The sequence below is a fragment of the Cochlodiniinecator piscidefendens genome (assembly GCF_011326755.1).
GTDB classification, from domain to species: Bacteria; Pseudomonadota; Alphaproteobacteria; order Rhodobacterales; family Rhodobacteraceae; genus Cochlodiniinecator; species Cochlodiniinecator piscidefendens.
The window spans coordinates 148107-172467 of sequence record NZ_JAAOIE010000001.1 but is presented as its reverse complement, the minus strand read 5'-3'; the positions used below and the strand labels follow the sequence as shown (position 1 = coordinate 172467).

Sequence of the window (24361 nt, the reverse complement as noted above, 5' to 3'; positions counted from 1 at the left end):
TGGTGGGGCCGTTTCAACTTTAGGACAAACGATGACTGTGCAGACCAACGATACCCTCGCTATGCGCAAAGCGTATATTTCGCAAACAAGTCGACGAAGTTTGATGCTTTTGATTGTCTCGACGCTTTTGATGGCGAGCTTTCTCATTGATGTGTCCACCGGGCCGGGGCATTATCCCCTGTCTACTGTCATCGATGTGTTCCTTGATCCTTTATCGCATGGCGTTCGTTTGAAAGTCATTGTCTGGGATTACCGTTTACCGGTGGCTGTGACGGCTGTTCTTGTTGGTGCTCTTTTGGCAGTGGCTGGTGCGCAAATGCAAACGATCCTGAACAACCCATTGGCTGAGCCCTTTACGCTGGGCGTTTCAGCAGCCGCAAGTTTTGGCGCATCTTTGGCGATTGTTATGGGAATAAGCGTTGTGCCTGTGATTGGCGGGCTGCTTGTCACGACAAATGCCTTTGTCTTTTCGCTTTTGACCTGCGGATTTATCCTATTTGCAACACGCCTCAAGGGTGTTGGTTCAGAAACCATGATCCTATTTGGAATCGCTATCTTTTTCACATTTTCCGCACTTCTATCTTTGATGCAATATTGGGCATCAGAAGATCAAATTTCTCGCATCGTTTTCTGGATGATGGGATCTTTGTCTCGTGCAAGTTGGGAAAAAATCTTGCTTGGTACGATCCTTCTTTGCATAGCCATCCCATTTAGCTTGCTACGCACGTGGCCCATGACAGCGCTTCGTATGGGCGAAGCAACAGCAGAGAGCATGGGCGTCAACGTCGCCCGTCTGCGTGTAGAGATGTTGATATGTGTATCGTTCCTGGCAGCAACCGCAGTATCCTTTGTGGGCACGGTTGGTTTTGTTGGGCTCGTAGGCCCACATATTGCGCGCCTGCTTGTCGGCGAAGATCAGCGCTTTTTCATCCCACTATCAGCATTGGTTGGGGCGTTGGTATTGTCATTAACATCGGTGATTTCTAAATCCATCACCCCAGGGATTATTTATCCCATTGGAATCATTACTTCTTTGATCGGTGTGCCGGTCTTTGTCTCAATCATTCTTTCCACCCGCAAGGAGCGCCTTTCATGACTCTAAGCCTAAATCAATTGGTTGCCGGTTATGGGCCTCGTACGATCCTAAGTGATGTCTCTATCCCCGATATTAAACCGGGATGTTTTGTCGGATTGATCGGGCCAAATGCTTCAGGGAAATCTACGCTGTTTAAGACCATGTGTGGCTTGGTTGCCGCGCGCAGTGGTGAAGTTTGGCTGAACGGCGAAGACATCACCAATATGCGTCGTCAGGATCGTGCCAAGCACATCGCCTATATGCCTCAGGCCTTTGGCTGTAATGCCTTACTCAGTGTGTTTGAAAGCGTACTTCTGGCCCTGAAGCAAACCACGGGATGGCGGGTAAAATCGGAGAACCTCGATCAGGTGGCCAAAACGCTGGCGGACCTGAATCTTGGTCATCTGGCGGATCGCGGGATCGCAGATTTAAGCGGTGGTCAGGCCCAAATGGTTGCTGTGGCGCAAACGCTGGTACGCCAACCTGAAGTGATCTTATTGGATGAACCTACGAGTGCGTTGGACCTACATCATCAGCTGTCGATCATGAATTCCATCAAGCTAGAAACCACGCGCCGTAAACCCGTGGTAATGGCAGCTTTACATGATCTGAATCTGGCAGCGAAATTCTGTGATCGCTTGGTGCTTTTACGCGACGGTCAAATTCTGGCAGACGGTCCGGCTGATCGTGTTTTGGCCATGCCGGAAATCGGCGAAACATACAAAGTGGATACCGATCTCGAATACACACGCCGGGGTGCTCTGTATGTGGATGCTAGGTTAACAGCATAATAGCAAAACACCGCTGTTCATGCCTACGTTTCCCCGCTGCATTGCCAGAAGTAAAACCCCGCCATAATGGCGGGGTCAAAGTTTCAGCTATGGGCCTGAATAAATTTGATTAATTGTTGGGTTGAACCATCTTTGTCAGTGGCTGTTTTATCACCTTGCACAATTGGTTGCAGCGCAACGGCAAGTTCTTTGCCAAGTTCAACGCCCCATTGATCAAAAGAGTTGATCCCCAAGATAGCGCCTTCGACGAAAACGCGGTGTTCATACAGAGCAATGAGTTTACCCAACATGGATGGGGTCAATTTAGGATAGACCAAAGTTGTCGATGGGCGGTTTCCGGGAAAAACACGGTGATTGGCTTGGCGTGTTAATTCCTCACCTGTGAATCTTTTTTGCGCCATCAAGTTTTGCGCGGTTTCAAAGTCGCGACCGTTCATCAACGCCTCTGATTGAGCAAAACAATTCGCCATCAAAAGTTGATGTTGATACGCAAGATCAGGTTCATGCCCTTGTGCTGCAACAAGAAATTCGACGGGAATGACGCGCGTGCCTTGGTGGATCAGTTGGTAAAACGCGTGCTGGCCGTTGGTGCCCGGTTCGCCCCAAACAATCGGTCCAGAATGATATGGCAGTTCGGCCCCGTCCATACCAACGCGTTTGCCGTTGGATTCCATTTCGAGCTGCTGCAAATATGCAGGAAGTCTGCTAAGCCTCTGTTCATAAGGCATAACGCCGCGCGATGCATAACCACAAATTTGATTGTGCCAAAGCCCAACCAGTGCCAACATCACTGGCATGTTTTCTGCAAAATCCGCTGTTCTAAAATGGTCGTCCATTGACTTTGCGCCACTTAGGAATGACCGGAATTGTTCGCCACCAATTGCGATCATCAGCGAAAGGCCGATTGGACCCCAAACAGAATACCGGCCCCCAACCCAATCTTCAAAACCAAAAACGCGTTCTTCCGCAATCCCGAAATCTGCCGTTTTATCTAATGCTGAGGACAACGCTACAAATTGTGTGCCAGGGTTTTCAACCGAACGTGCCATCCAATCGCGCGCCGCTTTTGCGTTGGTGATTGTTTCAATGGTGGTGAAGGTTTTTGATGCGACTATGATCAAAGTCGTCTCAGGATTGAGGTCCCTTAAGGTATCAGCAATATGCGCGCCGTCCACATTCGAAACAAAATGACACCTTGGCCCCGAATGATATGGTGCCAATGCCAACACAGCCATCGCTGGCCCTAAATCAGATCCACCAATACCAATATTCACCACATCGGTAATCGGGCCACCCTGCCCTTTAAAACTGCCATCGCGCACAGTTTCACTAAATTGCACCATGCGTTCGAATGTTGCTTCGACGTCTGGCATGACATTTTCGCCATCAACAACAATTGGGTCACCACCAATATTACGCAAAGCCGTATGGAGAACGGCGCGCTTTTCTGTATCGTTGATCTTTTCCCCAGCAAACATCGCCGCACGTTTTGCAACAACGGGTTGTGCAAGATCGAGCAATAGATCGCGAACATCATCGTCGATATTGGTTTTGGAGTAATCAAAGAGCATATCCAACGCATCGATTGAAAATGACTGCGCGCGGGTATCGTCAAATAGACTGTTTATAGCTCTATCTTGAATATCTTTATGTTTTTCTTTCAATAGGTTCCAAGTGATCATTCATCTGCCCAATGTATTGTAGCGTTGTTCAAAAAAGCAGCAATCGGTGCCTGTTTGAAATCTTTGGTTTTTGATGCAACTTTAATCGCTTCGCGTTTTTCTTGACCTGCGATCACAATGTGCGTTGTCATTGCGCTTTGCAGTGCTGGTACCGTGAGGGTAATCCGCGGTTCATCAGCACCGTCAGCCCGCATTGGGAGCAAAACAGGTGCCAATGGGTCGAAAGCCTCTTCCAAACGATCGGCACCGGGGAACAGAGATGCGGTATGCATATCGGCCCCCATACCAAGTAAAAGAACGTTGATGGGCAAATGCGGAGACAGGTTTTTGCGCAGATTTGGCAATGCCTCCTCAGGGGTGTCAGCTGTCTCGTATAATGGTATTAGATTTGCGGCCTGCGCGTATCCTGTCAGCAATCGATTTTGCAGCAGCCGGGTGTTTGAACGCTCTGATGTTTCAGACACCCAACGTTCATCGGTTAGCATAACATCAACACGATCCCAGCCTAGATCAACCGCGCTTAGGCCGTCAAAAATCGGCCCCGGCGTGGTTCCGCCGGGAACCGCCAAAGTCACGCGATCTTCATGGTGAAGTTGCGACTTTATTTCATCAGCGAGAATGGTTGCCAAATCCATCATCATCATTTCGCGATCAGCGTATTCGACAATGTTCATTTACTTAATCTCCCGCCAGCGGCGCCCGTCGCGGTGCAACAGTGCCAATGCATCATCCGGGCCTGAACTTCCGGTGTCATAGGTGATGGGTTTATCACCGCGTTCCTGCCAAGCCTCGATAATAGGATCAGTCCAAGCCCAGGCTGCTTCGACCTCATCGCCGCGCATAAACAAGGTTTGATTGCCGCGCACGACATCCATGATCAATCGTTCATAAGCATCTGGGAAGTCTGCGCCATCTTCGCCCAACGCTTCGGCAAAGGACATATCGAGTGGCACCTCGATCAGGCGCATTCCACCGGGGCCAGGTTCTTTGATGGTCACCCGCAGATTCATGCCCTCATCCGGCTGCAACCGGATAACGAGAACATTGCCACGCCGTCCGTCCTGCTGGCCAAAAATCGAATGTGGCGGGTCTTTGAACACAACCGCGATTTCAGAGGCCCGCGCGCGCAACCGTTTACCCGTGCGAAGATAAATCGGGGTGCCTTTCCAACGCCAATTGGAAACCTGCACCTTCATCGCGATAAAACTCTCAGTGGTGCTCTCAGGGTTTTCAGAATCCTCAAGGTAGGAACTGCTGTCGTCCCCTGCCCCATATTGCCCGCGCACGATTTCATCACGTTCAACCGGATCCAACGCGCGGATCACCTTTAGCTTTTCATCACGCACCGCGTCATGTTCGAACTGGCTTGGTGGCTCCATCGCAATCAGGCACAACAATTGCATAAGGTGGTTTTGCACCATATCGCGGATGGCACCAGATTTATCGTAATACCCACCACGGCCGCCAACGCCGACAGTTTCAGCGACTGTAATCTGAATATGGTCGACGTACTGGCTGTTCCATAACGGTTCAAACAGAATATTGCCAAATCGCACCGCCATCAGGTTTTGTACTGTCTCTTTGCCCAGATAATGGTCAATGCGGAAAATCTGATGCTCGTCGAAATGCGATGCAAGCTCTTGGTTCAGAGCGCGTGCTGTTTCCAAATCACGGCCAAAGGGTTTTTCAACCACAATGCGGCTGTCATCCTGTGCAATTTCAAAACGGTGCAGACGTTCTGCAATTGGGCTAAACAGACGTGGGCCAACAGAAAAATAGAATACGCGGATGACGTCAGGCTTCATCATCGACGCTATTTTGTCCCAACCTTCTTCGCCCAAGGCATCCGTTTTCACGTAGAAAAACAGTTTTAAGAACGCGTTGATTTGTTCTTGGTCATGCTTTTTTGAGGCAACAAATTCACACACGGCATCTTGCACAAAATGCCGATAATCATCGTCATCATGTTCAGAACGCGCCGCGCCAATGATGCGGGTTTCGTCGGGTATTTGCCCCGCAACAAAGCGCCGATACAAACCCGGTAGAATTTTACGGCGCGCCAGATCGCCGGTGCCCCCAAAGATAACCAAATCAAAATTATCGACCGGGATAACGCGTGAAACCATTTTGGCCCCCTGTAATTCCGCCAAATAATTTATGTTAGCGGTAACATTTCTATTGTCTCAGGTCATATCCTGAGTTTAAGCGCAAGTCTAGCATCCCGCGAACAAAGCTCAACGCAAGACTGTTTTTTACTGAATTTTAGGCGGTACGCAGCAAACGGGCGGCAATGTCTTTTACAAATTTTGCCGCGACCATTGCCGTCATACCATAAGGATCGCGATGAGGGTTTAATTCAACAATATCCGCACCAATCAAACGCCCTTCGAACCGATTGATCAACCCCAACACTTCACGTGTTGATAATCCGCCAGGTTCAAAATGTGAAACCCCCGGTGCAAACGCAGGATCAAGCGCGTCTAGGTCCAATGACATATAGACCGGACCATCAAATTTAACGGTCCAATCACTGTGCCAGCTGCGCATATCAGTAATCTCTACCCCAAAGCGTTCAGCCTGTTCGCGCTGATGTTTGTTTAAAGTCCGAATTCCGACTTGCACCAGCCGTTTAACTTTTCCGGTTTCCATCAGCCGTGCAAACGGGCAACCATGCCCGAAATGACCAATATCTTGGGTGTCATAAAGGTCGGGGTGCGCATCAATGTGCAGTACATTTAGACCTTCATAATGGTCGGCGTGGGCCTGTATTACCGGGTTGGCGACAGAATGGTCCCCACCCAGCGAAAGTAAACGCAACCCATTGTCCAACCGTTCTTTGGTACCTTCGTAGATTTTATCAATCGCGGCCGCACCACGCATTTCAAAAACCTCCAGATCACCGCTGTCTTTCCAGCGCGTTTCAGTTCCTAAATCTGTACCGTCTTCAGCAGTTAAATTCGCGGCGCCATTGATCAGCGCTTCGCGAATACGCGCAGGACCAAATGCAGGGCCTTGTAAGTAACTGGAATGCGTATCAAGCGGAATCCCCATCAGGGCGACATCATTGGTTCCGTTGTGCTTGGTCATATTCTTACCTCAAAAAGCTTTGCCATTTGAGGCATCTTAGCAACCAAGGTCAAGCATCAAGCTCTGTGTCCCAATACAAAAAGTCCATCCAACTTTCATGCAGGAAATTTGGTGGAAATTTACGGCCCATGTTACGCAGTTCATCCGATCCGGGCTGACGCGGAATTTTGGCCAAAGACATGCGTGCGTTGCGCAATGATTTTGACCCTTTGCGCAGATTACATGGCGAACATGCTGCGACAACATTTTCCCAGCTTGTACGCCCACCTGCCGCCCGCGGAACCACATGATCAAAGGTGAGATCCCCTTTTGATCCGCAATATTGGCATTGAAATTCGTCGCGTAGAAATAAGTTAAACCGGGTAAAAGCAATACGGCGTTTGGGTTTGATGTAATCTTTTAGCACGACAACCGAAGGAACCCGGATTTCAACACTGGGGGATCGTACGGTACAATCATATTCCGCGATAATATCCACACGATCCAAATAGGCCGCCTTTATGGCTTCTTGCCAAGGCCATAATGAAAGTGGGTAATAGGACAACGGGCGATAATCCGCGTTCAAAACCAAAGCCGGGTGCTGCTTTAGGCGCGCGGGCTCTCTTGTAAACTCTGTTCTGAAATCGCCATCCATTGGTAACACTCCATCCGCTCCCTGCTTGATCTCGAATAACATCCCAGATCACCGGGGCGGGACGACCCGCCCCTCCAGTACTTTAACTATATCTGGTGATTTTCACCTGACAACCCCTGCATTTTGTAGCGGGCAGGTAATTCATGGGGGATTTGCATCACATTTTCATGACGAAAATAACAAAAGAGCGCAGCAAGTGCCGCGCTCTTTATAAACCGTTTCAAAAAAGGTGATTAAGAAATGCGCAGCTGTTGGCGCATAAAGGTCAGCGCAACGCTTAATCCATCGGGCGCAATACCGTGGCCCGTTCCGCGCATGATATGCGAATACACATCAAACTCAGCGGCGCCCAATGCTTCGGCTGCCTCGTTCAGAGATTGCGGCGGAACCACATCATCCTGATCCCCATGCACCAACAGAACCGGAGGTTTGGAAACGGCTTCTTTTGCCAAATATTCTGGCTCTAGCAACCGGCCTGAAAACGCAACAATCCCGGCAAAGCTATCTGCGCGACGTGGGATAACATGCAGCGCGGTCATAGTGCCCTGAGAAAACCCAAAAATTACTATATTATCAGCGCTTACGCCTTCATCTTCGATCACTTTATCCAGATATGCGTTCAGATCATCCATCGCGTTTTCAAGGCCATTCATCGACTCTTCTTCGCTTGAACCATCGATCCAAGGGATCGGAAACCACTGCCGGCCCATCGGTGCACCTGAACAGGGTTGCGGCGCATCCGGAGCCAAAAATACGGTGTCGGGCATATGCGGTGACAAAGGATCAGCGAGCCCCAATAAATCTGCCCCATCGGCACCATACCCGTGTAAAAACACCACCACGCTTTTGGTTGTTCCCGAAGCGGCGGCGCGTCGATGGTTCGTGAGTTCGTTTGTCATCTTATTCCTTCCCGGTCTTTGGCCACACGGTAGTAGGCCCATAATATGCGTGCTGCAACTGATCTCCAGGGGGCCCACGCCAGCGACATTTCGCGAAATGCGCGTTCTTTGGGCCGTTCCGGGAGATCAAATAATATGCGTGCCGCTTCTTGCAACGCTAAATCTCCTGGCGGAAACACATCTGCCCGCCCAAGCGAAAACATGACGTAAATCTCAGCGGTCCAAGGCCCGATACCCGGCACCGCCACCAGCGTTTTCAAAACATCCTCTGTTGGCATATCGCGCAACGCTTTGTAATTTATTTTTGCGTCACTTAGCGCGCGCACGTATCGAATTTTTGGGGTGGATAGCCCACATGCGCGCAGGTCATCGTCACTGGCCCATTTGGCCTTGCGCGGGCCGGTCAACTTGGCTGTCTCTAGCCATGACCATATGGCCGCCGCTGCTGATGTCGAAATCTGTTGGCCAACAATTGCACTCAGCAATGCGGGAAATCCGTCGCCACGCAAACGCAACGGCAACGGTCCCATTTGATCAAGTGCCCAAGCAAAACGCGGCTCCATTTGAGCCAAAGCTGCTGCGCCCTCGGCCACACAAGCGTCAGATGTGATTATCCGTTCGTTCATTTGTGCGTCATGATCCATTCAAAGGCCGCTTCGGCACTATCAACCTTATCACCGGCGGGTGGCTTGGGGCGTTTGATCATTGCCACCTGAATACCAAGTTCACGCGCTGCATCTAATTTGGTGCGGCTCGCCTTGCCGCCTGCATTTTTGACGACCAACCAATCCACATTTAACCGCTGAAATAACGCGCGTTCATCTTCAACTGAAAACGGTGGACGTCCCACAAGGAAAGAACCACCCTCAAACGGAAACTCTGTGTCAGGTGGATCAATCTGGCGACAGATGATTTTCCGGTCGGTTAGCCCCGAAAACTGCATCAAGGTCTGCCGACCTGTGGCCAAAAATACGGTTGCACCAATAGGGATCAGTTTTTCACAATCCGATTCATGTCCGATCATATGCCAATGATCCTTTGGGCCGGCTGTCCAGCCTGATCTTAGGATTTGCAGATATGGGATCGAACGACTGAGGCAAATATCATAGGTGCGTTGACTGATATAGGCCGCAAAAGGATGCGTAGCATCCACAACGACATCGGGTTTGAAGTCATCTAGAAACCCGCGAAACCCGTCGGAACCACCGAATCCGCCGCTGCGCATCGGCACGACTAGTGCATTTGGATCGCGTGTTGCGCCAGCAAGCGAAGCCAGCGCCTCTAGGTCTTCGACCTCTGACAGCATTTTTGCCAAACTACGGGCCTGTGTGGTGCCTGCCAAAAGCAATACTTTCATGTAGGCGTGTCTCCTGCCCGTGCTAGGATTGTCCCTTTGCGATCGATAATAACAACGTCAGCCGACACGGGTGCTTCTTTCAATTGATCTAAGACCCGTTGGTGGGCGCGTCGCGCAATAATTTCAGCCAATGGTTTTCCTGCAATTTCATAAGCCTGTAACGCAGTGTTTGCATCGCGCACAACAGGTAAACCCGCTGCTTCAGACCATTCAGATAAAACAGAAAAATCAACTTGCGACCGTCCAGAATGCAGATCCACTGCGCCTTGGGCTAATTTGGTTAGTTTTCCAATGCCACCGCCAATTGTGACATGGGGCACGGGGTGCTTACGCAGATATTTCAGTAACCCGCCCGAAAAATCGCCCATATCCAACATCGCATGATCCGGAAGCCCGTATAACGATTGAACCACCTTTTCGCTGGTGGCCCCGGTGCAACCAGACACATGCCCCATGCCCTCAGCGCGGGCAACATCAACGCCACGATGTATCGACGCGATCCAAGCTGCACAGCTAAACGGGCGTACAACGCCTGTTGTACCCAAAACAGAGAGCCCGCCCAAAATACCAAGCCGGGGATTCCACGTCTTCAACGCCAGTTCTTCCCCCTTAGGGATGATCACCGTGATTTCGACATTCGGCGCATGGCCCAACCGCGCGGCCACTTCTTCAACCACCTGTGTCATCATTTGGCGCGGGACAGGGTTGATCGCTGGTTCACCCACCGCAATTGGCAAGCCGGGGCGGGTGACCATCCCAACGCCCTGCCCGGCCTTGAATGTTACACCACCCGGAACAACACGCACACGCGCCTTGATCAACGCTTGATGTGTCACATCAGGATCATCCCCCGCGTCTTTGACGATTCCAGCCTCAGCCCAGCCATCGCCCATCGCCGTTTCCACAACGTCAAACTCCGGCCGTTCACCGCGCGGCAGCGTCAGGCGCACCTTATCGGCAAAGCCTTCGCCCCACAGCGCCTTAAGCGCTGCTTTGGTCGCTGCGGTCGCACAAGCACCGGTGGTCCAGCCGCGCCGCAATTCTGAAATCGGTTTCTTTTCCATGTGGCGGACTATAGGCGCAGAAATTCTTGCCGCCAATCCGTCATTCGACGTCGCCTCTGTCTTGTTGCCGGGAATATTTTGGGTGCATAAGGACCCCATGACTGAGTCTTATGATCTTCCGCCGCTCGCTAAGGGCAATTGGCCAACTTTGGAAAAGGGTTGGGTGTGGCTCTGTGGCGCAGGCCCCGGTGATGCCGGCCTGCTGACCCTCCATGCGCTGAACGCATTGCGTCAGGCCGATGTCGTTGTGTTTGATGCCCTGGTCCAACAATCCATCATGGATTGGGTCCATCCCGACGCCGAAGTAATCTACGCTGGCAAACGCGGTGGTAAACCCTCAGCCAAGCAACGCGATATTTCCCTGCGCCTTGTCGATCTTGCCCGCGAAGGCAAACGCGTGTTGCGCCTTAAGGGCGGTGATCCGTTTGTCTTTGGACGTGGCGGCGAAGAGGCACAAACACTCGTGCAACACGGTGTGCCCTTCCGTATTATCCCAGGTATCTCTGCCGGGATCGGTGGACTGGCCTACGCTGGCATTCCCGTAACGCATCGCGACGTCAATCAATCCGTAACCTTTGTGACCGGTCATGATCAATCCGGCGAAACTCCGTCGTCGCTGGATTGGGGTGCCATTGCCAAAGGGTCCCAAGTCATCGTGATTTATATGGGCATGAAGCACATTGCGCGTATTGCCTCTGATCTTATGGGTGCTGGGCGTGGTGCAGATGAACCTGTTGCGGTCGTGGCCGAGGCGACAACCGAAAACCAGCGCGTGTTGGAAACCACCCTCGGGACAGTTGTTGACGATGTCGCAAAACATGGCATGCAACCACCCTGCATCATTTGCGTAGGCCGTTCTGTCCTCATGCGTCAGGCGCTGGATTGGCAGGCATTGGCCGAGGGCAAAGAACCCCGCCACCTTGATCCGCTTGGCCGGGGCCGCCCCGCCGAAAGCGCATGAGCATGAACCGGGGCCTGATTATCGCGGCCCCCGGCTCTGGCTCAGGGAAAACCACAGTGACATTGGGTCTTCTGCGCGCATTGCGCGATCGGGGGCATTCGGTGCGCGGTGCAAAATCCGGCCCGGACTATATTGACCCACGCTTTCACGAAGCGGCCTGTGGTGAAACCTGCCTGAACTTGGATGCTTGGGCGATGTCGCCTGAACGCATCGCATCGCTGGTCAACGGCGAAGGCCTGTTGATCATTGAGGGCGCGATGGGCCTGTTTGATGGTGCGCCGCCGGTGGGTCGTGGGGCCTGTGCCGATCTGGCGCGTCAATTGTCACTGCCTGTCGTGCTGGTCGTTGACGCCGCAAAAACCGCGCAATCCATAGCCCCTTTGGTGGCGGGATTTGCCGCGCATGATCCAGATGTTCAGATCAAAGGCATCATTCTGAATAATGTCGGCAGTCCAAGGCATGAAAAAATGCTGCGCACTGCGCTGGGCCCATTCGATATTCCCATTCTTGGCGCGTTGTACCGTCAATATGATTTGGTGCAGCCTTCACGCCACTTGGGGTTGGTTCAGGCCGAAGAACGTCCAGACCTTGATGCGTTTTTATCGCGCGCAGGTGAATTGATCTCTGACGCAATTGATTTAGAGGCCCTCGTGGCACAGGCTGCTTCCATCGGGCAGGCCCCAACCGTCGCGGCGCCAAACCCACCGGCCCAACGCATCGCAATTGCGCAGGACCGCGCGTTTGCCTTTGCCTATCCGCATCTATCAGCCGACTGGCGTGCCGCTGGGGCTGAGATTTCTTTTTTCTCGCCACTGCATGACGACGCTGTACCAGACGCCGATTTCATCTATCTGCCCGGCGGCTATCCAGAACTGCACGCCGGACGACTATCTGCGGCGCAAACCTTTATGTCCTCTATGCGTCGTGCTGCAAAAAACAGCGTTCAAATCTACGGTGAATGTGGTGGCTACATGACATTGGGCGATGGCATCATTGATAAAGACGGCCACCGCCACGCAATGCTTGGCCTGCTGGCGCTTGAAACCAGTTTTGCCAAACGGAAACTGCATCTCGGGTATCGTCACCTCTCGGCAACCGAAGGCCCGTTTCAAGGGGCCTATAACGCCCATGAATTTCACTACGCCACAACGCTTAAGGCCGAAGGCCGCGCCTTGTTTCATGCCACAGATGCCGAAGGCACCGCCCTGCCCGACATGGGGCTCATTCAGGGTTCGGTTGCAGGGTCTTTCGCGCATTTGATCGAAAAACAGTCTTAACAGACGCAAATAGTCGCATTTTGAAAATCGTATGCACAAGAGACATACGTTTGTCATACACTTTGTGCACAGTTGTCATACGTCCATTTTTCAATGAAATAAGGGCCTCTAGCCCTATTTCTGAAGACGTCCAACAAAACTGGCATACGAATATCTACATACAAAACGGGTACAATCTAGGGCTTTTCCAAATGGTAAAACCCGGTTAACCCTTGCGCTATGACAGATGCACAACTCCACCACCGCGCGAAACGTAACGTCCTGATCCTTGTGTTTGCACAGGCGATCTTAGGGGCGCAAATGCCACTGATTTTCACCATCGGTGGTTTGGTGGGGCAATCGCTAACCAGCAATATTTGTTTTGCCACTTTGCCGATTTCGATGATCGTGATTGGCTCAATGACCGCAGCCCAACCCCTTGCAAACATTATGCAAACCAAAGGACGGCGTGTTGGTTTCTTTATTGGTGCGTCATGCGGGGCTATTGGGTCGACCATCTGCGCCTATGGGATTTACATTCAATCCTTTAGCATCTTTTTGCTCGGTTCATTTATCACCGGCGGATATATGTCTGCACAGGGTTTTTACCGTTTTGCCGCCGCAGATACAGCATCAGACGACTTCCGCCCCAAAGCGATTTCTTATGTGATGGCCGGCGGATTGGCCTCAGCAATCATCGGCCCCCAGCTGGTCAAAGCAACGGATGAAGTATTTCCTTTGCTGTTCTTGGGTTCCTACATCGCTGTTATCGTTTTAAATATCGTAGGTTCCGCATTTTTCCTACTGCTCGACATCCCCACCCCCGAAGCCCCCGCCGCAGACGCCCCCAAAGGGCGCAGCCGGTTGGAGTTATTGAAAACGCCGCGTATCGCAGTCGCAATCATTTGTGCGATGGTGTCATACGCATTGATGAACCTCGTTATGACCTCAACCCCATTGGCCGTCGTCGGTTGCGGGTTTGAACGCGATACAGCGGCGAATGTCGTTTCAAGTCACGTACTTGCTATGTTCATTCCATCGTTTTTCACCGGCCATCTGATCGCCCGCTTTGGAGCGCGGAAGATTGTCGCCAGTGGTTTGATGATCCTTGGTGCTGCTGGTGTTGTCGCGCTAAGCGGTGTTGCCCTTGAAAACTTTTATGTCGCTTTGATCTTGTTGGGTGTTGGCTGGAATTTTGGCTTTATCGGTGCAACAGCAATGCTGACCAGCGCCCACACGGTCGAGGAACGTGGCCGCGTTCAAGGCATGAACGATATGATCGTGTTTGGGTGCGTGACGCTTGCGTCTTTGGCATCGGGTGGATTGATGAATTGTTCTGGTGGTAGCGTAGAAACCGGTTGGGCGTCTGTGAACCTCGCAATGGTGCCTTTCCTTGTGTTGGCAGGCGGTGCGTTGATTTGGCTCGCCTTTCAACCTGAAGAAGAAGCCGCATAACACTGATAAGGTTCAGAAATGCAAAACCTGAAAGTTGTTGAACGATTGTTCCCTGATATTCTATCAGGACAGAAAACAGCGACAATCCGTTGGCGTGAAGCACGTATTGCACCCGGCTCGATGTTGTATATTTGCGAGGGTGATCCAACGAAAACAGCAGTTGTGCATGTCACCCGATGTGATGACATGCCTCTCTCAAAGGCCGCTGCCTGGTTGGATAAATCTGAAGAATGGCCTGACAAAATCATGCTGTCAGGGATGCGCGAACACTATCCAAACATAACTTTGGATGACATTGTGCAAGTCATTCAACATACCGCGCCCATAAAACCCTAGAACGCGGTATTGTTTTTATCCGCGAAACCCGGTTGCAACCACGAACTTTTCTGAACTGTCAGAGCGGCTTGACGGAGGTTTGATATGATGAACCTTGTCGAACTTCTGTTTAAGCAACCTTTGCAAATCGCCCTCAGCACCACCAGCAAGAACCTTTGCAACAAATGTTCCGCCCTCTTCGAGTACATCAAAGGCGAAATACGCTGCCGTTTCGCAGAGCGCAATAATGCGCAAGTGATCTGTTTGTTTGTGACCTGAACTAGAAGCCGCCATATCAGACATCACAACATCTGCACGCCCCCCCAGCCATTCTTTGACTTTGATGTCGGCATCATCTTCCATGAAGTCTTGTTGATAAAGCGTGGTGCCGGGGATGGCTTCCATCTCTTGCAAATCAATACCCAAAACGGTCCCGACGCGTTTGTCTTTGCGTTCACCCATCGCGTTGACGCGTTTAACCGCAACCTGACACCAGCCACCCGGTGCGCAGCCAAGATCAACCACACGCGCGCCCGGTACCAGAAAACGGAATTTTTCGTCAATCTCAAGGATCTTAAAGGCCGCGCGTCCGCGATACCCTTCAGCAGTTGCGCGTTTAACGTAAGGATCGTTTAACTGCCGTTCGAGCCAAAGCGTTGAGCTAAGCTTGCGTCCGCGTGCGCTTTTTACTTTGACGCGCAGTTCGCGTTGGCCCCGTCCACTAGTTTGTTTAGCCATCTTTTAACCTGTCTCTCAGAACGCCATCTTGGCTCATTTGTGAATAAAGCAACCCTTCGCGTAGGCCGCGATCCGCCACTGACAACCTTTGTGTGGGCCAGATACGGATTAAAGCCTGTAAAATCGCAGCACCTGACATGATCAGAGTTGAGCGATCTTTTCCTATGCGCGGGTCGTGCCGACGCCCATTTGGCCCCAGCGTTAAATATGATTGTATGACCGTATCAATCTGCGGCGTCGTCATTTCGAGACCGTCAATTTTTGTTCGATCATACCGCCGCAAGCCCAGATGGGACGCAGCGACCGTTGTTACTGTACCAGAGGTTCCGATGATCTGAAACCGATGCTGACCATGCGTGGTGCCATAGGGCGTGAATTCTTGGAGGTTTTCCTCGAAAAACCAACTCATCAGCGCAAATCTGGCGGCGTCATCTGCGACATCATCAAATTGCTCTCTCAGAGTAGCGACGCCTAAAGGAACAGAAATCCAGTCCACAACACGCGCGCCGAACGGGCTTGTTTCCCCATTTTCAAACCCACGACGGAGCTGCATAACAGCACGAGACCGCAAATGGGGCGCAACTTCGGTTAAATCAATCCAAACGAGTTCGGTCGACCCCCCGCCAATATCGACAACCAATAAGGTCTCAGTATCAGGGTTCACCAAAGGCCCACAGGACACAACGGCCAGCCGCGCCTCTTCTTCGGGTTGGATGATCTCGAGCTGAAGCCCCGTTTCACGCTTAACTTGGCGAATAAAGTCACGGGAATTTCGCGCCCGACGACAGGCCTCTGTCGCAACAAGGCGCATTTTTTGGACGCGATGCTGTTTGAGCTTCTTTTGGCAGATACGCAAAGCTTGGATCGTGCGTTGAATAGATCCCCGTGACAGTTTTCCAGAACTTTCCAAGCCAGCACCAAGTTGCACCGATTTAGAAAAGCTATCCACGACTTTAAACTGACTGCCAAAAGGTTCGGCAACCAGCATTCTACAACTATTGGTGCCCAGATCCAGCGCGGCATAAAGCTTCGCTTTTTCAAGACGTTTCGGCGCGGGTGGTTCAACCGCATTAGGGAACGCGCCCGCACCATTGGGACGCTTGGGCGTCATGCCGCCCTCCATTTCAAGTTGCCCTAAGCGTAGCCGTGACAAGATCGAAGTGCAAGCTGCGAACGCATAGCGCGCATCGCAATTTCCACATTCTCAGTCAGTCACATGGGGCTGTTACAAATGGTATCTATAAGGGACCCCTAAATTAGGCATTGGCCCGGTTCTCTGTTCTCAGAGATTTACGGTTGAGTCTGTCTCATATTATTATGAATATTATGATCCCTCCCCCCACTAGAGTGCACAATCGCACTTGGATATGAGTGAAACCGACAGGCAAGTCGCCGGATGCGCTTGTCATGTCGAAAACCGACCGCGTGAAGGCGTACCTTCGTTTTAGAACACGGGGCAAAGGGAAGAGGGAATCAACCATGCCAGACGTTACAATAGTTTATTGGCGCGATATTCCAGCGCAGGTCATCGTAGGCAAAGGCCGTCGTGGAAACAAAATGCCGCTGCCAGAGCGCTTTGAACAAGCCATCGATCGCGCTGCGATGAAAGTAAACGCAAAAGATGCGGATGCTTACTTAGCTGAATGGCGTAAGGCTGCCCCCTTCACTGTTGAAGGCGATCCTGCGGAAATTGCAACAAACGAAGCAAACCGCATTGATTCCGAATATGATCAAGAGCGCCTGAAAGTGCTCATCGGCAACGATGGCTGGACAAACCCAGCCGAATAATGGAGGCCATCATGGCATTGCTACCATTTGGTAAGAAAAAAGAAGCCGATCCAGTTGAGGTTAAACCCGAAGTGGAAGCTTTCCTCAACGGTTACTCGATTGAGGTTATGCCACGCACAGCCGCAAAGGTTGAAGATTTCCGTGATCTTCTGCCAGCTGGCACACGCGTTTACATCGCACACATCGAAGGCACGCCAATCGATGAAATGGTCGACACTGCAAAACGTATTGCAGGCGAAGGCTTCGATGTTATGCCCCATTTCCCTGCGCGCATCATCAAAGACGAAGCAACGCTAGCTGACTGGATTGCACGCTATCAAGGCGAAGCGAACGTCAATCAAGCGCTTTTGCTTGCCGGCGGCGTTGATAAACCTCACGGCGATTTCCACTCATCCATGCAGTTGCTGGAAACAGGCCAATTTGACAAAGCAGGCTTTAAACGCTTGCACGTTGCTGGCCACCCAGAAGGCAACAAAGACATTGACCCTGATGGGTCTACAAAAAATGTCTTAGACGCATTGGGTTGGAAACAGGCATTCAGTCAACGCACCGACGCGCAAATGGCGCTGGCGACGCAGTTCTGTTTTGAATCTGGTCCTGTCATCGAATGGGCCAATGGTTTGAAAGAGCAAGGCATCGACATTCCGGTGCACATCGGCATCGCTGGCCCTGCTAAACTACAAACACTGATCAAGTTCTCAATCGCTTGTGGTGTTGGTGCATCTTTGCGTGTTCTACAGCGTCGCGCAAAAGACGTCACCAAGCTACTGCTGCCATTTGAGCCAGAAGAAATCATCAGCGAATTGGCCGCGCACAAAGCGGCAAACCCGGACTTTAACATTGAAAAAGTCCACTTCTTCCCATTGGGCGGAATTAAAACCAATGCAAACTGGGCGATCAATCATGGCGGTTCTTCCGCTGTGCCCGCCAACCAAGCCAAGTAAGGGAACAACATGACTCGTACAGTTGTTGAAAGTAAAACAAAAACCGCCATTCTTGGCTTTGACGAACCCTTCTGCGTGATTGGTGAGCGTATCAACCCAACCGGCCGTAAAAAACTCGCGGCAGAACTCGAAGCAGGCGATTTTTCTACTGTTGAAAAAGACGCAATCGCGCAAGTCGCAGCTGGTGCAGATATCCTCGATATCAATGCTGGTGTTGTTTACAACTCAAACCCGAACCCAAATGAAACAGAGCCACCCTTGATGAGAAAAATCATCGAGCTGGTTCAAGGCTTGACCGATACTCCGCTTTGCGTGGACTCATCGGTTCCAGAAGCGCTTGAGGCAGGCCTTATCGCTGCTGAGGGTCGTCCATTGCTGAACTCTGTAACAGGCGAAGAAGATCGTCTTGAGTTCGTTTTGCCGTTGGTTAAGAAATACAACGTACCAGTTGTGGCGATTTCCAACGACGATACTGGCATTTCCGAAGACCCAGATGTTCGTTTTGAGGTTGCCAAAAAGATCGTTGAGCGTGCAGCTGACTTCGGCATTCCCGCACATGACATCGTTGTTGACCCGCTGGTAATGCCAATCGGCGCAATGGGCACAGCAGGTTTGCAGGTGTTTGCACTTGTACGTCGTTTGCGTGAAGAGTTGGGTGTGAACACCACGTGCGGTGCTTCTAACATCTCATTCGGTTTGCCAAACCGTCACGGCATCAACAACGCCTTCTTGCCAATGGCGATGGCTGCGGGCATGACCTCTGCGATCATGAACCCTGTTGCTCTGCCAGTTGGTCCAAAGAAACTTCAGGAAAAGCGTGATGAACTGGCTGCGGCTGGCATTATCGTTCCAGAAGATCTTGATCCAGAAATTCTCGCCACCATCACTGGCTTGGGTTCCACAAAATCTAAAGCAGGTAAAGAAATGGAAGCCATCCGCGCAGCCAACTTCTTGACCAACAACGATGCACATGGTGCCTCTTGGATCAAATTCAACAAACCACCATCAGCTGATGGCGAAGCAGGTGGTCGTGGCGGCCGTCGTCGTCGTCGCGGTTAAGCAACTGATCAAATAAATTAAAAAGGGCAAGGCAGCTTAGGTTGCCTTGCCCTTTTCTTTTGAACTGCGGGTGCTGAATTGACCCCAAGTGGCGGAGAATGACACTTTGGTGACGCCTTCTGTCATTGCGATATTTGCAAAGCAGTTTAAAACGATTCCAAAGATATAAAGGACGCGCGCATGTCAAACTCTGATCCATTGGTGGTATTTACTCCGTCTGGCAAACGTGGGAATTTTCCCGTTGGCACCCCTATTCTCACTGCAGCCCGTCAGTTGGGTGTGGATTTGGATTCCGTTTGTGGTGGCCGTGGTATTTGTTCAAAATGCCAGATCACGCCAAGCTACGGAGAATTCTCAAAGCACGGTGTAACGGTTGCCGATGATGCGCTGTCCGAATGGAACAAAGTTGAACAGCGTTACAAAGACAAACGCGGACTGATCGATGGGCGTCGTCTTGGCTGTCAGGCGACAGTCCACGGCGATGTTGTGATCGATGTGCCCCCAGAAAGCCAAGTGCATAAGCAGGTTGTACGCAAACGCGCCGAAGCCCGTGACATCACCATGAACCCGTCGGTCAAATTGTTCTATGTTGAGGTCGAAGAACCTGACATGCACAAACCGTCTGGAGACTTGGAACGCCTGATCGAGGCTTTGGATGTTCAGTGGGAAATCAAAGGTGTACGCACCGACCTTAATATCTTGCAGCACCTTCAGCCGTGCCTTCGTAAAGGGGAATGGAAGGTCACAGTTGCCGTACATTTGGGTGACGCAGACAACCCACCACGTATTATGCACCTCTGGCCGGGATACTACGAGGGATCCATTTATGGCCTTGCCGTGGATTTAGGATCAACCACCATCGCCGCGCATTTGTGCGACTTACAATCGGGTGAAGTTGTTGCCTCTTCCGGGTTAATGAACCCGCAAATCCGCTTTGGCGAAGATTTGATGAGCCGGGTCAGCTATTCCATGATGAACGCCGGTGGCGATGTTGAAATGACAAATGCCGTGCGCGAAGGTATGAACGCACTATTTGTTCAGATCGCTTCAGAGGCGGAAATCGACAAAGCACTGATTATGGACGCAGTTTTTGTGTGCAACCCGGTGATGCACCACCTGTTCCTAGGTATTGATCCGTTTGAACTGGGTCAGGCGCCATTTGCATTAGCAACATCAGATTCATTGAACCTACGTGCGCATGAGCTTGACCTGACAATTCACCCTGCTGCGCGGGTTTACCTGCTGCCTTGTATTGCGGGTCACGTTGGTGCAGATGCGGCCGCTGTTGCGCTGTCAGAGGCCCCGGACAAATCTGAAGACCTCGTGTTGGTTGTGGATGTTGGGACAAACGCAGAAATCCTGCTTGGAAACAAAGATAAGGTTTTGGCCTGCTCCTCCCCGACAGGCCCAGCATTTGAAGGCGCACAGATTAGCTCAGGTCAACGTGCTGCGCCTGGCGCGATCGAACGTATTGAAATTGACCCTGTTACCAAAGAGCCGCGGTTCCGGGTGATTGGTTCTGAAATTTGGTCCGATGAAGACGGCTTCAGCGACGCTATCGCAACAACTGGTATCACGGGTATCTGTGGTTCTGGCATCATCGAAGCTGTCGCAGAGATGCGTATTTCTGGCCTATTGGATCAGGCAGGCTTGATCGGATCCCCCGAACAAACCGGAACAGAGCGTTGCTTCTTGGATGGTCGGACGCATTCCTACACCATTTGGGATGGCTCCGCCCAAGGTGGTCCAAAAATCACGGTGACCAACCCAGACATCCGCGCCATTCAGATGGCCAAAGCCGCGCTTTATTCAGGTGCACGGTTGTTGATGGACAAATTCGAAGTTGAAACAGTTGATCGCGTGGTATTGGCTGGTGCATTCGGTGCTCATATCTCGCCCAAACACGCGATGGTTCTGGGTATGATCCCGGATTGCGAATTGGATAAAGTAACATCAGCCGGTAACGCGGCGGGCACTGGCGCACGCATTGCGTTGCTCAATACCAAAGCCCGTACCGAGATTGAACAAACTGTTCGCGATATTCATAAAATCGAAACGGCCGTTGAACCAAAGTTTCAAGAGCATTTTGTAAATGCCTCGGCAATCCCAAATTCGTCTGATCCGTTCCCGATTTTGGCGTCTATAGTGACGTTGCCAGACCTGAACTTTAACAGTGGTGGTGACGACAACAACGAAGGTGGCGGTCGCCGTCGCCGTCGCCGCAAGTAATTGAATGGGGTGGAAATTTCTTGCTAAGTTGTAACAATCGGTGAAGCATGTGTAAGTCGCTTCGATATGTTGAAGGGATTGCACATGCAACTTGTTGCACAGAGTTCCGCCCTATTAATTTTGATATGTAGCCCCGCGTTTGCGTATGATCCTGCGCAAGTCGCTACAATCGCAAATGGCAACAGTTGCGCTGGATGCGATTTGTCCGGCGCGAATCTTTCAGAATATGATTTTTCCCTAGCTTCGATTGTTAACGCCATCTGAGAATTTGGATGAATTCATTGCACAGTGAAACATCGCTTGCGGACCCCAACACGGCAATGCTAAAGCTCCTTCAATGCGGGTGTAGCTCAATGGTAGAGCAGCAGCTTCCCAAGCTGAATACGAGGGTTCGATTCCCTTCACCCGCTCCAGCACTTCTCTTAAAATTTCCCTTTATATACAACCATATAACACATAGTTAGATCAAATCGTGATCATTTTTTGAATTGAGCATCCGGGAAAAAACGAGAACATCCTCAACGCTTCGGGAGTATGAGTCCCGAAGAAACCCCCGGGGGCTTTCACCACCGTGGATGGGAAATCGGGTCTACGGTCCCTTGATTTTTTGGGTCCGCTAAAGGCTATTTTACGCCTTCAAACCTTCAGTATTCGGTTGATTTCATGACTGACACCGCGCGGCAAAACATCAACGACCAGATCATTAAATGCGTCTGCCGTTTCTGGCTTTACCATCTCAAGAGGAATAACAACGCATGAAGTGACCTTCTCAATTTCCAACCGATCATCACCCATTCGCTGAAACACATGACCACCTAAGCGCAATTCAACGCGACCAGTGCCGAAGCTACCACCTTTGATAAACGCCCCCTCAAATAGTTCTCGTGAGCCGCGTACTAACGCTGTGACCCCCTTTTGGGTTTCACGTGCTTTGAAGTATTTAAGCGACATATCCGCCCCAGAAGATCTCAATTGGTATTCTAGGTTTTTCTCGCTGGCTTTGACACTCGAGACAGAATTTCGAACCGTCTTTTGCGTCAATCCAGTTTGGCTAGCGATCTCCCTGACAGCACGGGTTTTCGCCATATCCCCAACACGATTTAACGCGTGCACTTGGACCCTGGCACCATCGTTACCCAAAGCGCCAAATTGGTTTTCAAACCGCTTCAGGCCACTGATGTCTGTCTCTCCAACCTTAAACACCAACTTCCCTGCATTTACTCTGGTGAATGAAAGAAAAAAAGGAAGTTCTAGTAATCCAGTTCGAATTTGCAGATTGCATAGACCAATTTTATTCGTGATAAATATCGTACGAGATTTGACAGACAGACTTATGCCCCTCCCCGATTTTTGATGTTCGCTCGCTCGACAGTTTTACGTTATTAGGAATGGTACTGCGATTTGTTAGAGTTTTTAAAAAGCGCTTATTCTCATTTGACTCCGCAGTCAGTGGCTTTCTTCGTTATCTTTGTAAGCGCTTTGCTATTGGCTGTTTTAGACGCCCACTCGGATTCATCCTGTGCAGACGAAAATAGCCCGCCCGAAGGTGATGATGATGAAATCTTACCGCCAAACAATGACGGGAACGATGAGATTGCACCGTCAAACAATGACGAACGCGAATTAAACAGAGTACCAGAAACACCTATAGTTCGCATTAACGACCTAGAAAAAACAACTACTCTCAAACTTTACTCAAAAAAAGCGGCCCTCACTTTGGGCGACACTGATGCGAAAGAGAGAGCGCTACGTCGAAAAAATATTCGTAGAACCAATGCGTCGAAACTAAACAAAAAACAACGACATCAAAGCCTCACGAAACCTATCTCACCAAGTGTATTAATGCCAATCTTGTACGGTACAGACAGAGAAACCCACTTTGATCAGAAGAAAAGTCGGATATTTTCAGCTGATCGAAGTGGGCAGTTACTTCTCGGAGAAGCAATGGTGAATATACCAATACACCATAGAATAGGGAAAATTGAGCGCCCTTTTCACCTTGGAGTGTTCGGTTATGATTTGTTACAGTTTCCTGAAAACAACCTGTTTCATTTCACTGAAACTCGCAACAAGCTTCTTTCAGAAATAGATTTCAAAACCAATGGGTCATTGAGGGCACTTGTTTCGGAAAAGTATGAACGAACTGCATTTGTTTTTGTTCATGGATTCAACGTCTCATTTAAAACGGCTATCTTCACAGCAGCGCAAATTGCATTCGATATAGGCTTTGATGGCCCCGTATACGCCTACAGTTGGCCAAGCGGTGGGACGACGTTTGACTATGTTTACGATATGGACAGCACTCGGATAACGTTACCTCACTTTAGTGAATTTTTGAATTTGATTTCTAATACTAAGGGGGTCGACAAGATCCACATTGTTGCTCATTCGATGGGCAATGTCGCTTTGGGCAACTTGGTCTCTCCAGAAAACCCGTACATAGAACCTTCCGCAAAAACTGAATTTTCGCAATTAATACTAGCTGCACCCGACCTCGATCTTCAGATCTTTCGGGAAACATCGGATCATTTTGTTAGCTTTGGAAAAGGCGTAACATTGTATGCTGCTCGAAACGACATTGCCCTCCGGATATCACAAATAATTAGGAAAGGGAATCCACGAGCTGGTGATGTTCCTACCGAGACCGGACCAGTGGTAGTAGAAGGTATCGACACCATCGACGTCTCTGAAATAGACACGTCCTTTTTTTCGCTCAATCACAGTAAAGTCGCGACATCTCGAAATTTACTAAATGACTTAGGTCTACTGCTGCGTACTGGTGTACGCCCTCCAGATCATCGAACCCCAACCGCTGTGACGGTTACGAGTGATGAAGGAAAATATTGGAAGCTACCAAGGTAAAGCATCGATATCTCTTTCGATCAACAAAAGGGAATGTTTCTGGCATTACGAGACGTCACACAAAAAATAGCCCGAACGTTTCCGCCGGGCTTGTTTACAATATATCTCTTAATTTTAGTGGCTGATTAGCTATTGCATCATCAACCTGCTGGGGGCCAAGTGTCA

The 24361-nt window shown here is 50.6% G+C and carries 23 protein-coding genes and 1 tRNA gene; 12 read left to right on the top strand and 12 right to left on the bottom strand.

Translation table 11 applies throughout. The features are described from left to right. The first annotated feature begins 31 nt into the window (after positions 1 to 31). Together G9C99_RS00885 and G9C99_RS00880 are read left to right on the top strand one after the other, a co-directional pair. A complete protein-coding gene (locus tag G9C99_RS00885; RefSeq protein WP_166415571.1) occupies positions 32 to 1096 on the top strand; it encodes a FecCD family ABC transporter permease in 1065 nt (354 codons plus the stop codon). Further along, positions 1093 to 1866: an ABC transporter ATP-binding protein gene (locus tag G9C99_RS00880; protein ID WP_166415570.1), complete on the top strand. Its 774-nt coding sequence runs from the start codon at positions 1093 to 1095 to the stop codon at positions 1864 to 1866. Before G9C99_RS00885 ends, G9C99_RS00880 begins: the two co-directional genes overlap by 4 nt. A gap of 83 nt (positions 1867 to 1949) precedes the next feature. Here the strand turns inward: G9C99_RS00880 and pgi are convergent, their stop codons facing one another. From pgi to G9C99_RS00835, 9 genes are all read right to left on the bottom strand, one after another. After that, complete coding sequence (gene pgi, locus G9C99_RS00875; protein ID WP_166415569.1) at positions 1950 to 3548, bottom strand: glucose-6-phosphate isomerase; 1599 nt, start codon at positions 3546 to 3548, stop codon at positions 1950 to 1952. Further along, positions 3545 to 4222, bottom strand: coding sequence for a 6-phosphogluconolactonase (pgl, locus tag G9C99_RS00870; RefSeq protein ID WP_166415568.1), 678 nt, complete (start codon positions 4220 to 4222; stop codon positions 3545 to 3547). Before pgl ends, pgi begins: the two co-directional genes overlap by 4 nt. Beyond that, positions 4223 to 5674, bottom strand: coding sequence for a glucose-6-phosphate dehydrogenase (zwf, locus tag G9C99_RS00865; RefSeq protein ID WP_166415567.1), 1452 nt, complete (start codon positions 5672 to 5674; stop codon positions 4223 to 4225). A 136-nt stretch (positions 5675 to 5810) separates the two neighbouring features. Beyond that, entirely contained in the window at positions 5811 to 6635 is an 825-nt protein-coding gene (gene speB / locus G9C99_RS00860; protein WP_166415566.1) for an agmatinase, read from the bottom strand. Positions 6636 to 6684: 49 nt separating this feature from the next. Then, complete coding sequence (locus G9C99_RS00855; protein WP_166415565.1) at positions 6685 to 7269, bottom strand: HNH endonuclease; 585 nt, start codon at positions 7267 to 7269, stop codon at positions 6685 to 6687. A gap of 233 nt (positions 7270 to 7502) precedes the next feature. Continuing rightward, complete coding sequence (locus G9C99_RS00850) at positions 7503 to 8168, bottom strand: alpha/beta hydrolase (RefSeq protein ID WP_166415564.1); 666 nt, start codon at positions 8166 to 8168, stop codon at positions 7503 to 7505. Beyond that, positions 8165 to 8794 carry a DNA-3-methyladenine glycosylase family protein gene (locus G9C99_RS00845; RefSeq protein WP_166415563.1) on the bottom strand — a complete coding sequence of 210 codons (630 nt, stop codon included), beginning with the start codon at positions 8792 to 8794 and terminating at the stop codon, positions 8165 to 8167. Before G9C99_RS00845 ends, G9C99_RS00850 begins: the two co-directional genes overlap by 4 nt. Continuing rightward, positions 8791 to 9525: a cobalt-precorrin-6A reductase gene (locus tag G9C99_RS00840; protein ID WP_166415562.1), complete on the bottom strand. Its 735-nt coding sequence runs from the start codon at positions 9523 to 9525 to the stop codon at positions 8791 to 8793. Before G9C99_RS00840 ends, G9C99_RS00845 begins: the two co-directional genes overlap by 4 nt. Beyond that, the gene (locus G9C99_RS00835; RefSeq protein ID WP_166416269.1) at positions 9522 to 10589 is read right to left on the bottom strand and encodes a cobalt-precorrin-5B (C(1))-methyltransferase; all 1068 of its coding nucleotides are present in this window, start codon (positions 10587 to 10589) and stop codon (positions 9522 to 9524) included. Before G9C99_RS00835 ends, G9C99_RS00840 begins: the two co-directional genes overlap by 4 nt. A 97-nt stretch (positions 10590 to 10686) precedes the next feature. On the opposite strand from G9C99_RS00835, the gene cobA reads away from it, so the two are divergent. From cobA to G9C99_RS00815, 4 genes are all read left to right on the top strand, one after another. Then, complete coding sequence (gene cobA, locus G9C99_RS00830) at positions 10687 to 11550, top strand: uroporphyrinogen-III C-methyltransferase (protein ID WP_166415561.1); 864 nt, start codon at positions 10687 to 10689, stop codon at positions 11548 to 11550. Between the two features lie 2 nt (positions 11551 to 11552). Continuing rightward, on the top strand, positions 11553 to 12827 hold the full coding sequence (locus G9C99_RS00825; protein ID WP_166415560.1) for a cobyrinate a,c-diamide synthase: 1275 nt from the start codon (positions 11553 to 11555) through the stop codon (positions 12825 to 12827). 219 nt (positions 12828 to 13046) lie between these two features. Beyond that, complete coding sequence (locus tag G9C99_RS00820; protein WP_166415559.1) at positions 13047 to 14261, top strand: MFS transporter; 1215 nt, start codon at positions 13047 to 13049, stop codon at positions 14259 to 14261. 18 nt (positions 14262 to 14279) lie between these two features. Continuing rightward, the gene (locus tag G9C99_RS00815; protein ID WP_166415558.1) at positions 14280 to 14597 is read left to right on the top strand and encodes an ASCH domain-containing protein; all 318 of its coding nucleotides are present in this window, start codon (positions 14280 to 14282) and stop codon (positions 14595 to 14597) included. Between the two features lie 15 nt (positions 14598 to 14612). On the opposite strand, the gene G9C99_RS00810 is transcribed toward G9C99_RS00815, so the two are convergent. Further along, the gene (locus tag G9C99_RS00810; RefSeq protein ID WP_166415557.1) at positions 14613 to 15314 is read right to left on the bottom strand and encodes an RlmE family RNA methyltransferase; all 702 of its coding nucleotides are present in this window, start codon (positions 15312 to 15314) and stop codon (positions 14613 to 14615) included. After that, positions 15307 to 16425: a Ppx/GppA phosphatase family protein gene (locus G9C99_RS00805; RefSeq protein WP_166415556.1), complete on the bottom strand. Its 1119-nt coding sequence runs from the start codon at positions 16423 to 16425 to the stop codon at positions 15307 to 15309. The genes G9C99_RS00810 and G9C99_RS00805 overlap by 8 nt, the downstream gene beginning before the upstream one ends. Positions 16426 to 16793: 368 nt before the next feature. Here G9C99_RS00805 and G9C99_RS00800 point away from each other — a divergent pair, with 368 nt between their 5' ends. From G9C99_RS00800 to G9C99_RS00780, 5 genes are all read left to right on the top strand, one after another. After that, positions 16794 to 17102: a virulence factor gene (locus G9C99_RS00800; protein ID WP_166415555.1), complete on the top strand. Its 309-nt coding sequence runs from the start codon at positions 16794 to 16796 to the stop codon at positions 17100 to 17102. Between the two features lie 11 nt (positions 17103 to 17113). Further along, positions 17114 to 18046: a methylenetetrahydrofolate reductase gene (locus G9C99_RS00795; protein WP_166415554.1), complete on the top strand. Its 933-nt coding sequence runs from the start codon at positions 17114 to 17116 to the stop codon at positions 18044 to 18046. 9 nt (positions 18047 to 18055) lie between these two features. Then, positions 18056 to 19105, top strand: a complete 1050-nt coding sequence (locus G9C99_RS00790; protein ID WP_166415553.1) for a methyltetrahydrofolate cobalamin methyltransferase — start codon at positions 18056 to 18058, stop codon at positions 19103 to 19105. A 180-nt stretch (positions 19106 to 19285) separates the two neighbouring features. Next, the gene (locus G9C99_RS00785) at positions 19286 to 21334 is read left to right on the top strand and encodes an ASKHA domain-containing protein (protein ID WP_166415552.1); all 2049 of its coding nucleotides are present in this window, start codon (positions 19286 to 19288) and stop codon (positions 21332 to 21334) included. A 339-nt stretch (positions 21335 to 21673) separates the two neighbouring features. Next, positions 21674 to 21747: transfer RNA gene (locus tag G9C99_RS00780), tRNA-Gly, on the top strand. A 223-nt stretch (positions 21748 to 21970) separates the two neighbouring features. Here G9C99_RS00780 and G9C99_RS00775 read toward each other — a convergent pair. Further along, positions 21971 to 22537: a phage tail protein gene (locus tag G9C99_RS00775; RefSeq protein ID WP_166415551.1), complete on the bottom strand. Its 567-nt coding sequence runs from the start codon at positions 22535 to 22537 to the stop codon at positions 21971 to 21973. A gap of 198 nt (positions 22538 to 22735) precedes the next feature. Here G9C99_RS00775 and G9C99_RS00770 point away from each other — a divergent pair, with 198 nt between their 5' ends. After that, positions 22736 to 24196, top strand: a complete 1461-nt coding sequence (locus G9C99_RS00770; protein WP_166415550.1) for an alpha/beta hydrolase — start codon at positions 22736 to 22738, stop codon at positions 24194 to 24196. Positions 24197 to 24361 lie beyond the last annotated feature (165 nt).

What these genes read in the sequence shown, in the direction of transcription:
- G9C99_RS00885 (WP_166415571.1), top strand. Translation starts at nt 32, where the DNA reads ATGACTGTGCAGACCAACGATACCCTCGCTATGCGCAAAGCGTATATT.
- G9C99_RS00880 (WP_166415570.1), top strand. Translation starts at nt 1,093, where the DNA reads ATGACTCTAAGCCTAAATCAATTGGTTGCCGGTTATGGGCCTCGTACG.
- pgi (WP_166415569.1), bottom strand. Translation starts at nt 3,548, where the DNA reads ATGATCACTTGGAACCTATTGAAAGAAAAACATAAAGATATTCAAGAT.
- pgl (WP_166415568.1), bottom strand. Translation starts at nt 4,222, where the DNA reads ATGAACATTGTCGAATACGCTGATCGCGAAATGATGATGATGGATTTG.
- zwf (WP_166415567.1), bottom strand. Translation starts at nt 5,674, where the DNA reads ATGGTTTCACGCGTTATCCCGGTCGATAATTTTGATTTGGTTATCTTT.
- speB (WP_166415566.1), bottom strand. Translation starts at nt 6,635, where the DNA reads ATGACCAAGCACAACGGAACCAATGATGTCGCCCTGATGGGGATTCCG.
- G9C99_RS00855 (WP_166415565.1), bottom strand. Translation starts at nt 7,269, where the DNA reads ATGGATGGCGATTTCAGAACAGAGTTTACAAGAGAGCCCGCGCGCCTA.
- G9C99_RS00850 (WP_166415564.1), bottom strand. Translation starts at nt 8,168, where the DNA reads ATGACAAACGAACTCACGAACCATCGACGCGCCGCCGCTTCGGGAACA.
- G9C99_RS00845 (WP_166415563.1), bottom strand. Translation starts at nt 8,794, where the DNA reads ATGAACGAACGGATAATCACATCTGACGCTTGTGTGGCCGAGGGCGCA.
- G9C99_RS00840 (WP_166415562.1), bottom strand. Translation starts at nt 9,525, where the DNA reads ATGAAAGTATTGCTTTTGGCAGGCACCACACAGGCCCGTAGTTTGGCA.
- G9C99_RS00835 (WP_166416269.1), bottom strand. Translation starts at nt 10,589, where the DNA reads ATGGAAAAGAAACCGATTTCAGAATTGCGGCGCGGCTGGACCACCGGT.
- cobA (WP_166415561.1), top strand. Translation starts at nt 10,687, where the DNA reads ATGACTGAGTCTTATGATCTTCCGCCGCTCGCTAAGGGCAATTGGCCA.
- G9C99_RS00825 (WP_166415560.1), top strand. Translation starts at nt 11,553, where the DNA reads ATGAACCGGGGCCTGATTATCGCGGCCCCCGGCTCTGGCTCAGGGAAA.
- G9C99_RS00820 (WP_166415559.1), top strand. Translation starts at nt 13,047, where the DNA reads ATGACAGATGCACAACTCCACCACCGCGCGAAACGTAACGTCCTGATC.
- G9C99_RS00815 (WP_166415558.1), top strand. Translation starts at nt 14,280, where the DNA reads ATGCAAAACCTGAAAGTTGTTGAACGATTGTTCCCTGATATTCTATCA.
- G9C99_RS00810 (WP_166415557.1), bottom strand. Translation starts at nt 15,314, where the DNA reads ATGGCTAAACAAACTAGTGGACGGGGCCAACGCGAACTGCGCGTCAAA.
- G9C99_RS00805 (WP_166415556.1), bottom strand. Translation starts at nt 16,425, where the DNA reads ATGACGCCCAAGCGTCCCAATGGTGCGGGCGCGTTCCCTAATGCGGTT.
- G9C99_RS00800 (WP_166415555.1), top strand. Translation starts at nt 16,794, where the DNA reads ATGCCAGACGTTACAATAGTTTATTGGCGCGATATTCCAGCGCAGGTC.
- G9C99_RS00795 (WP_166415554.1), top strand. Translation starts at nt 17,114, where the DNA reads ATGGCATTGCTACCATTTGGTAAGAAAAAAGAAGCCGATCCAGTTGAG.
- G9C99_RS00790 (WP_166415553.1), top strand. Translation starts at nt 18,056, where the DNA reads ATGACTCGTACAGTTGTTGAAAGTAAAACAAAAACCGCCATTCTTGGC.
- G9C99_RS00785 (WP_166415552.1), top strand. Translation starts at nt 19,286, where the DNA reads ATGTCAAACTCTGATCCATTGGTGGTATTTACTCCGTCTGGCAAACGT.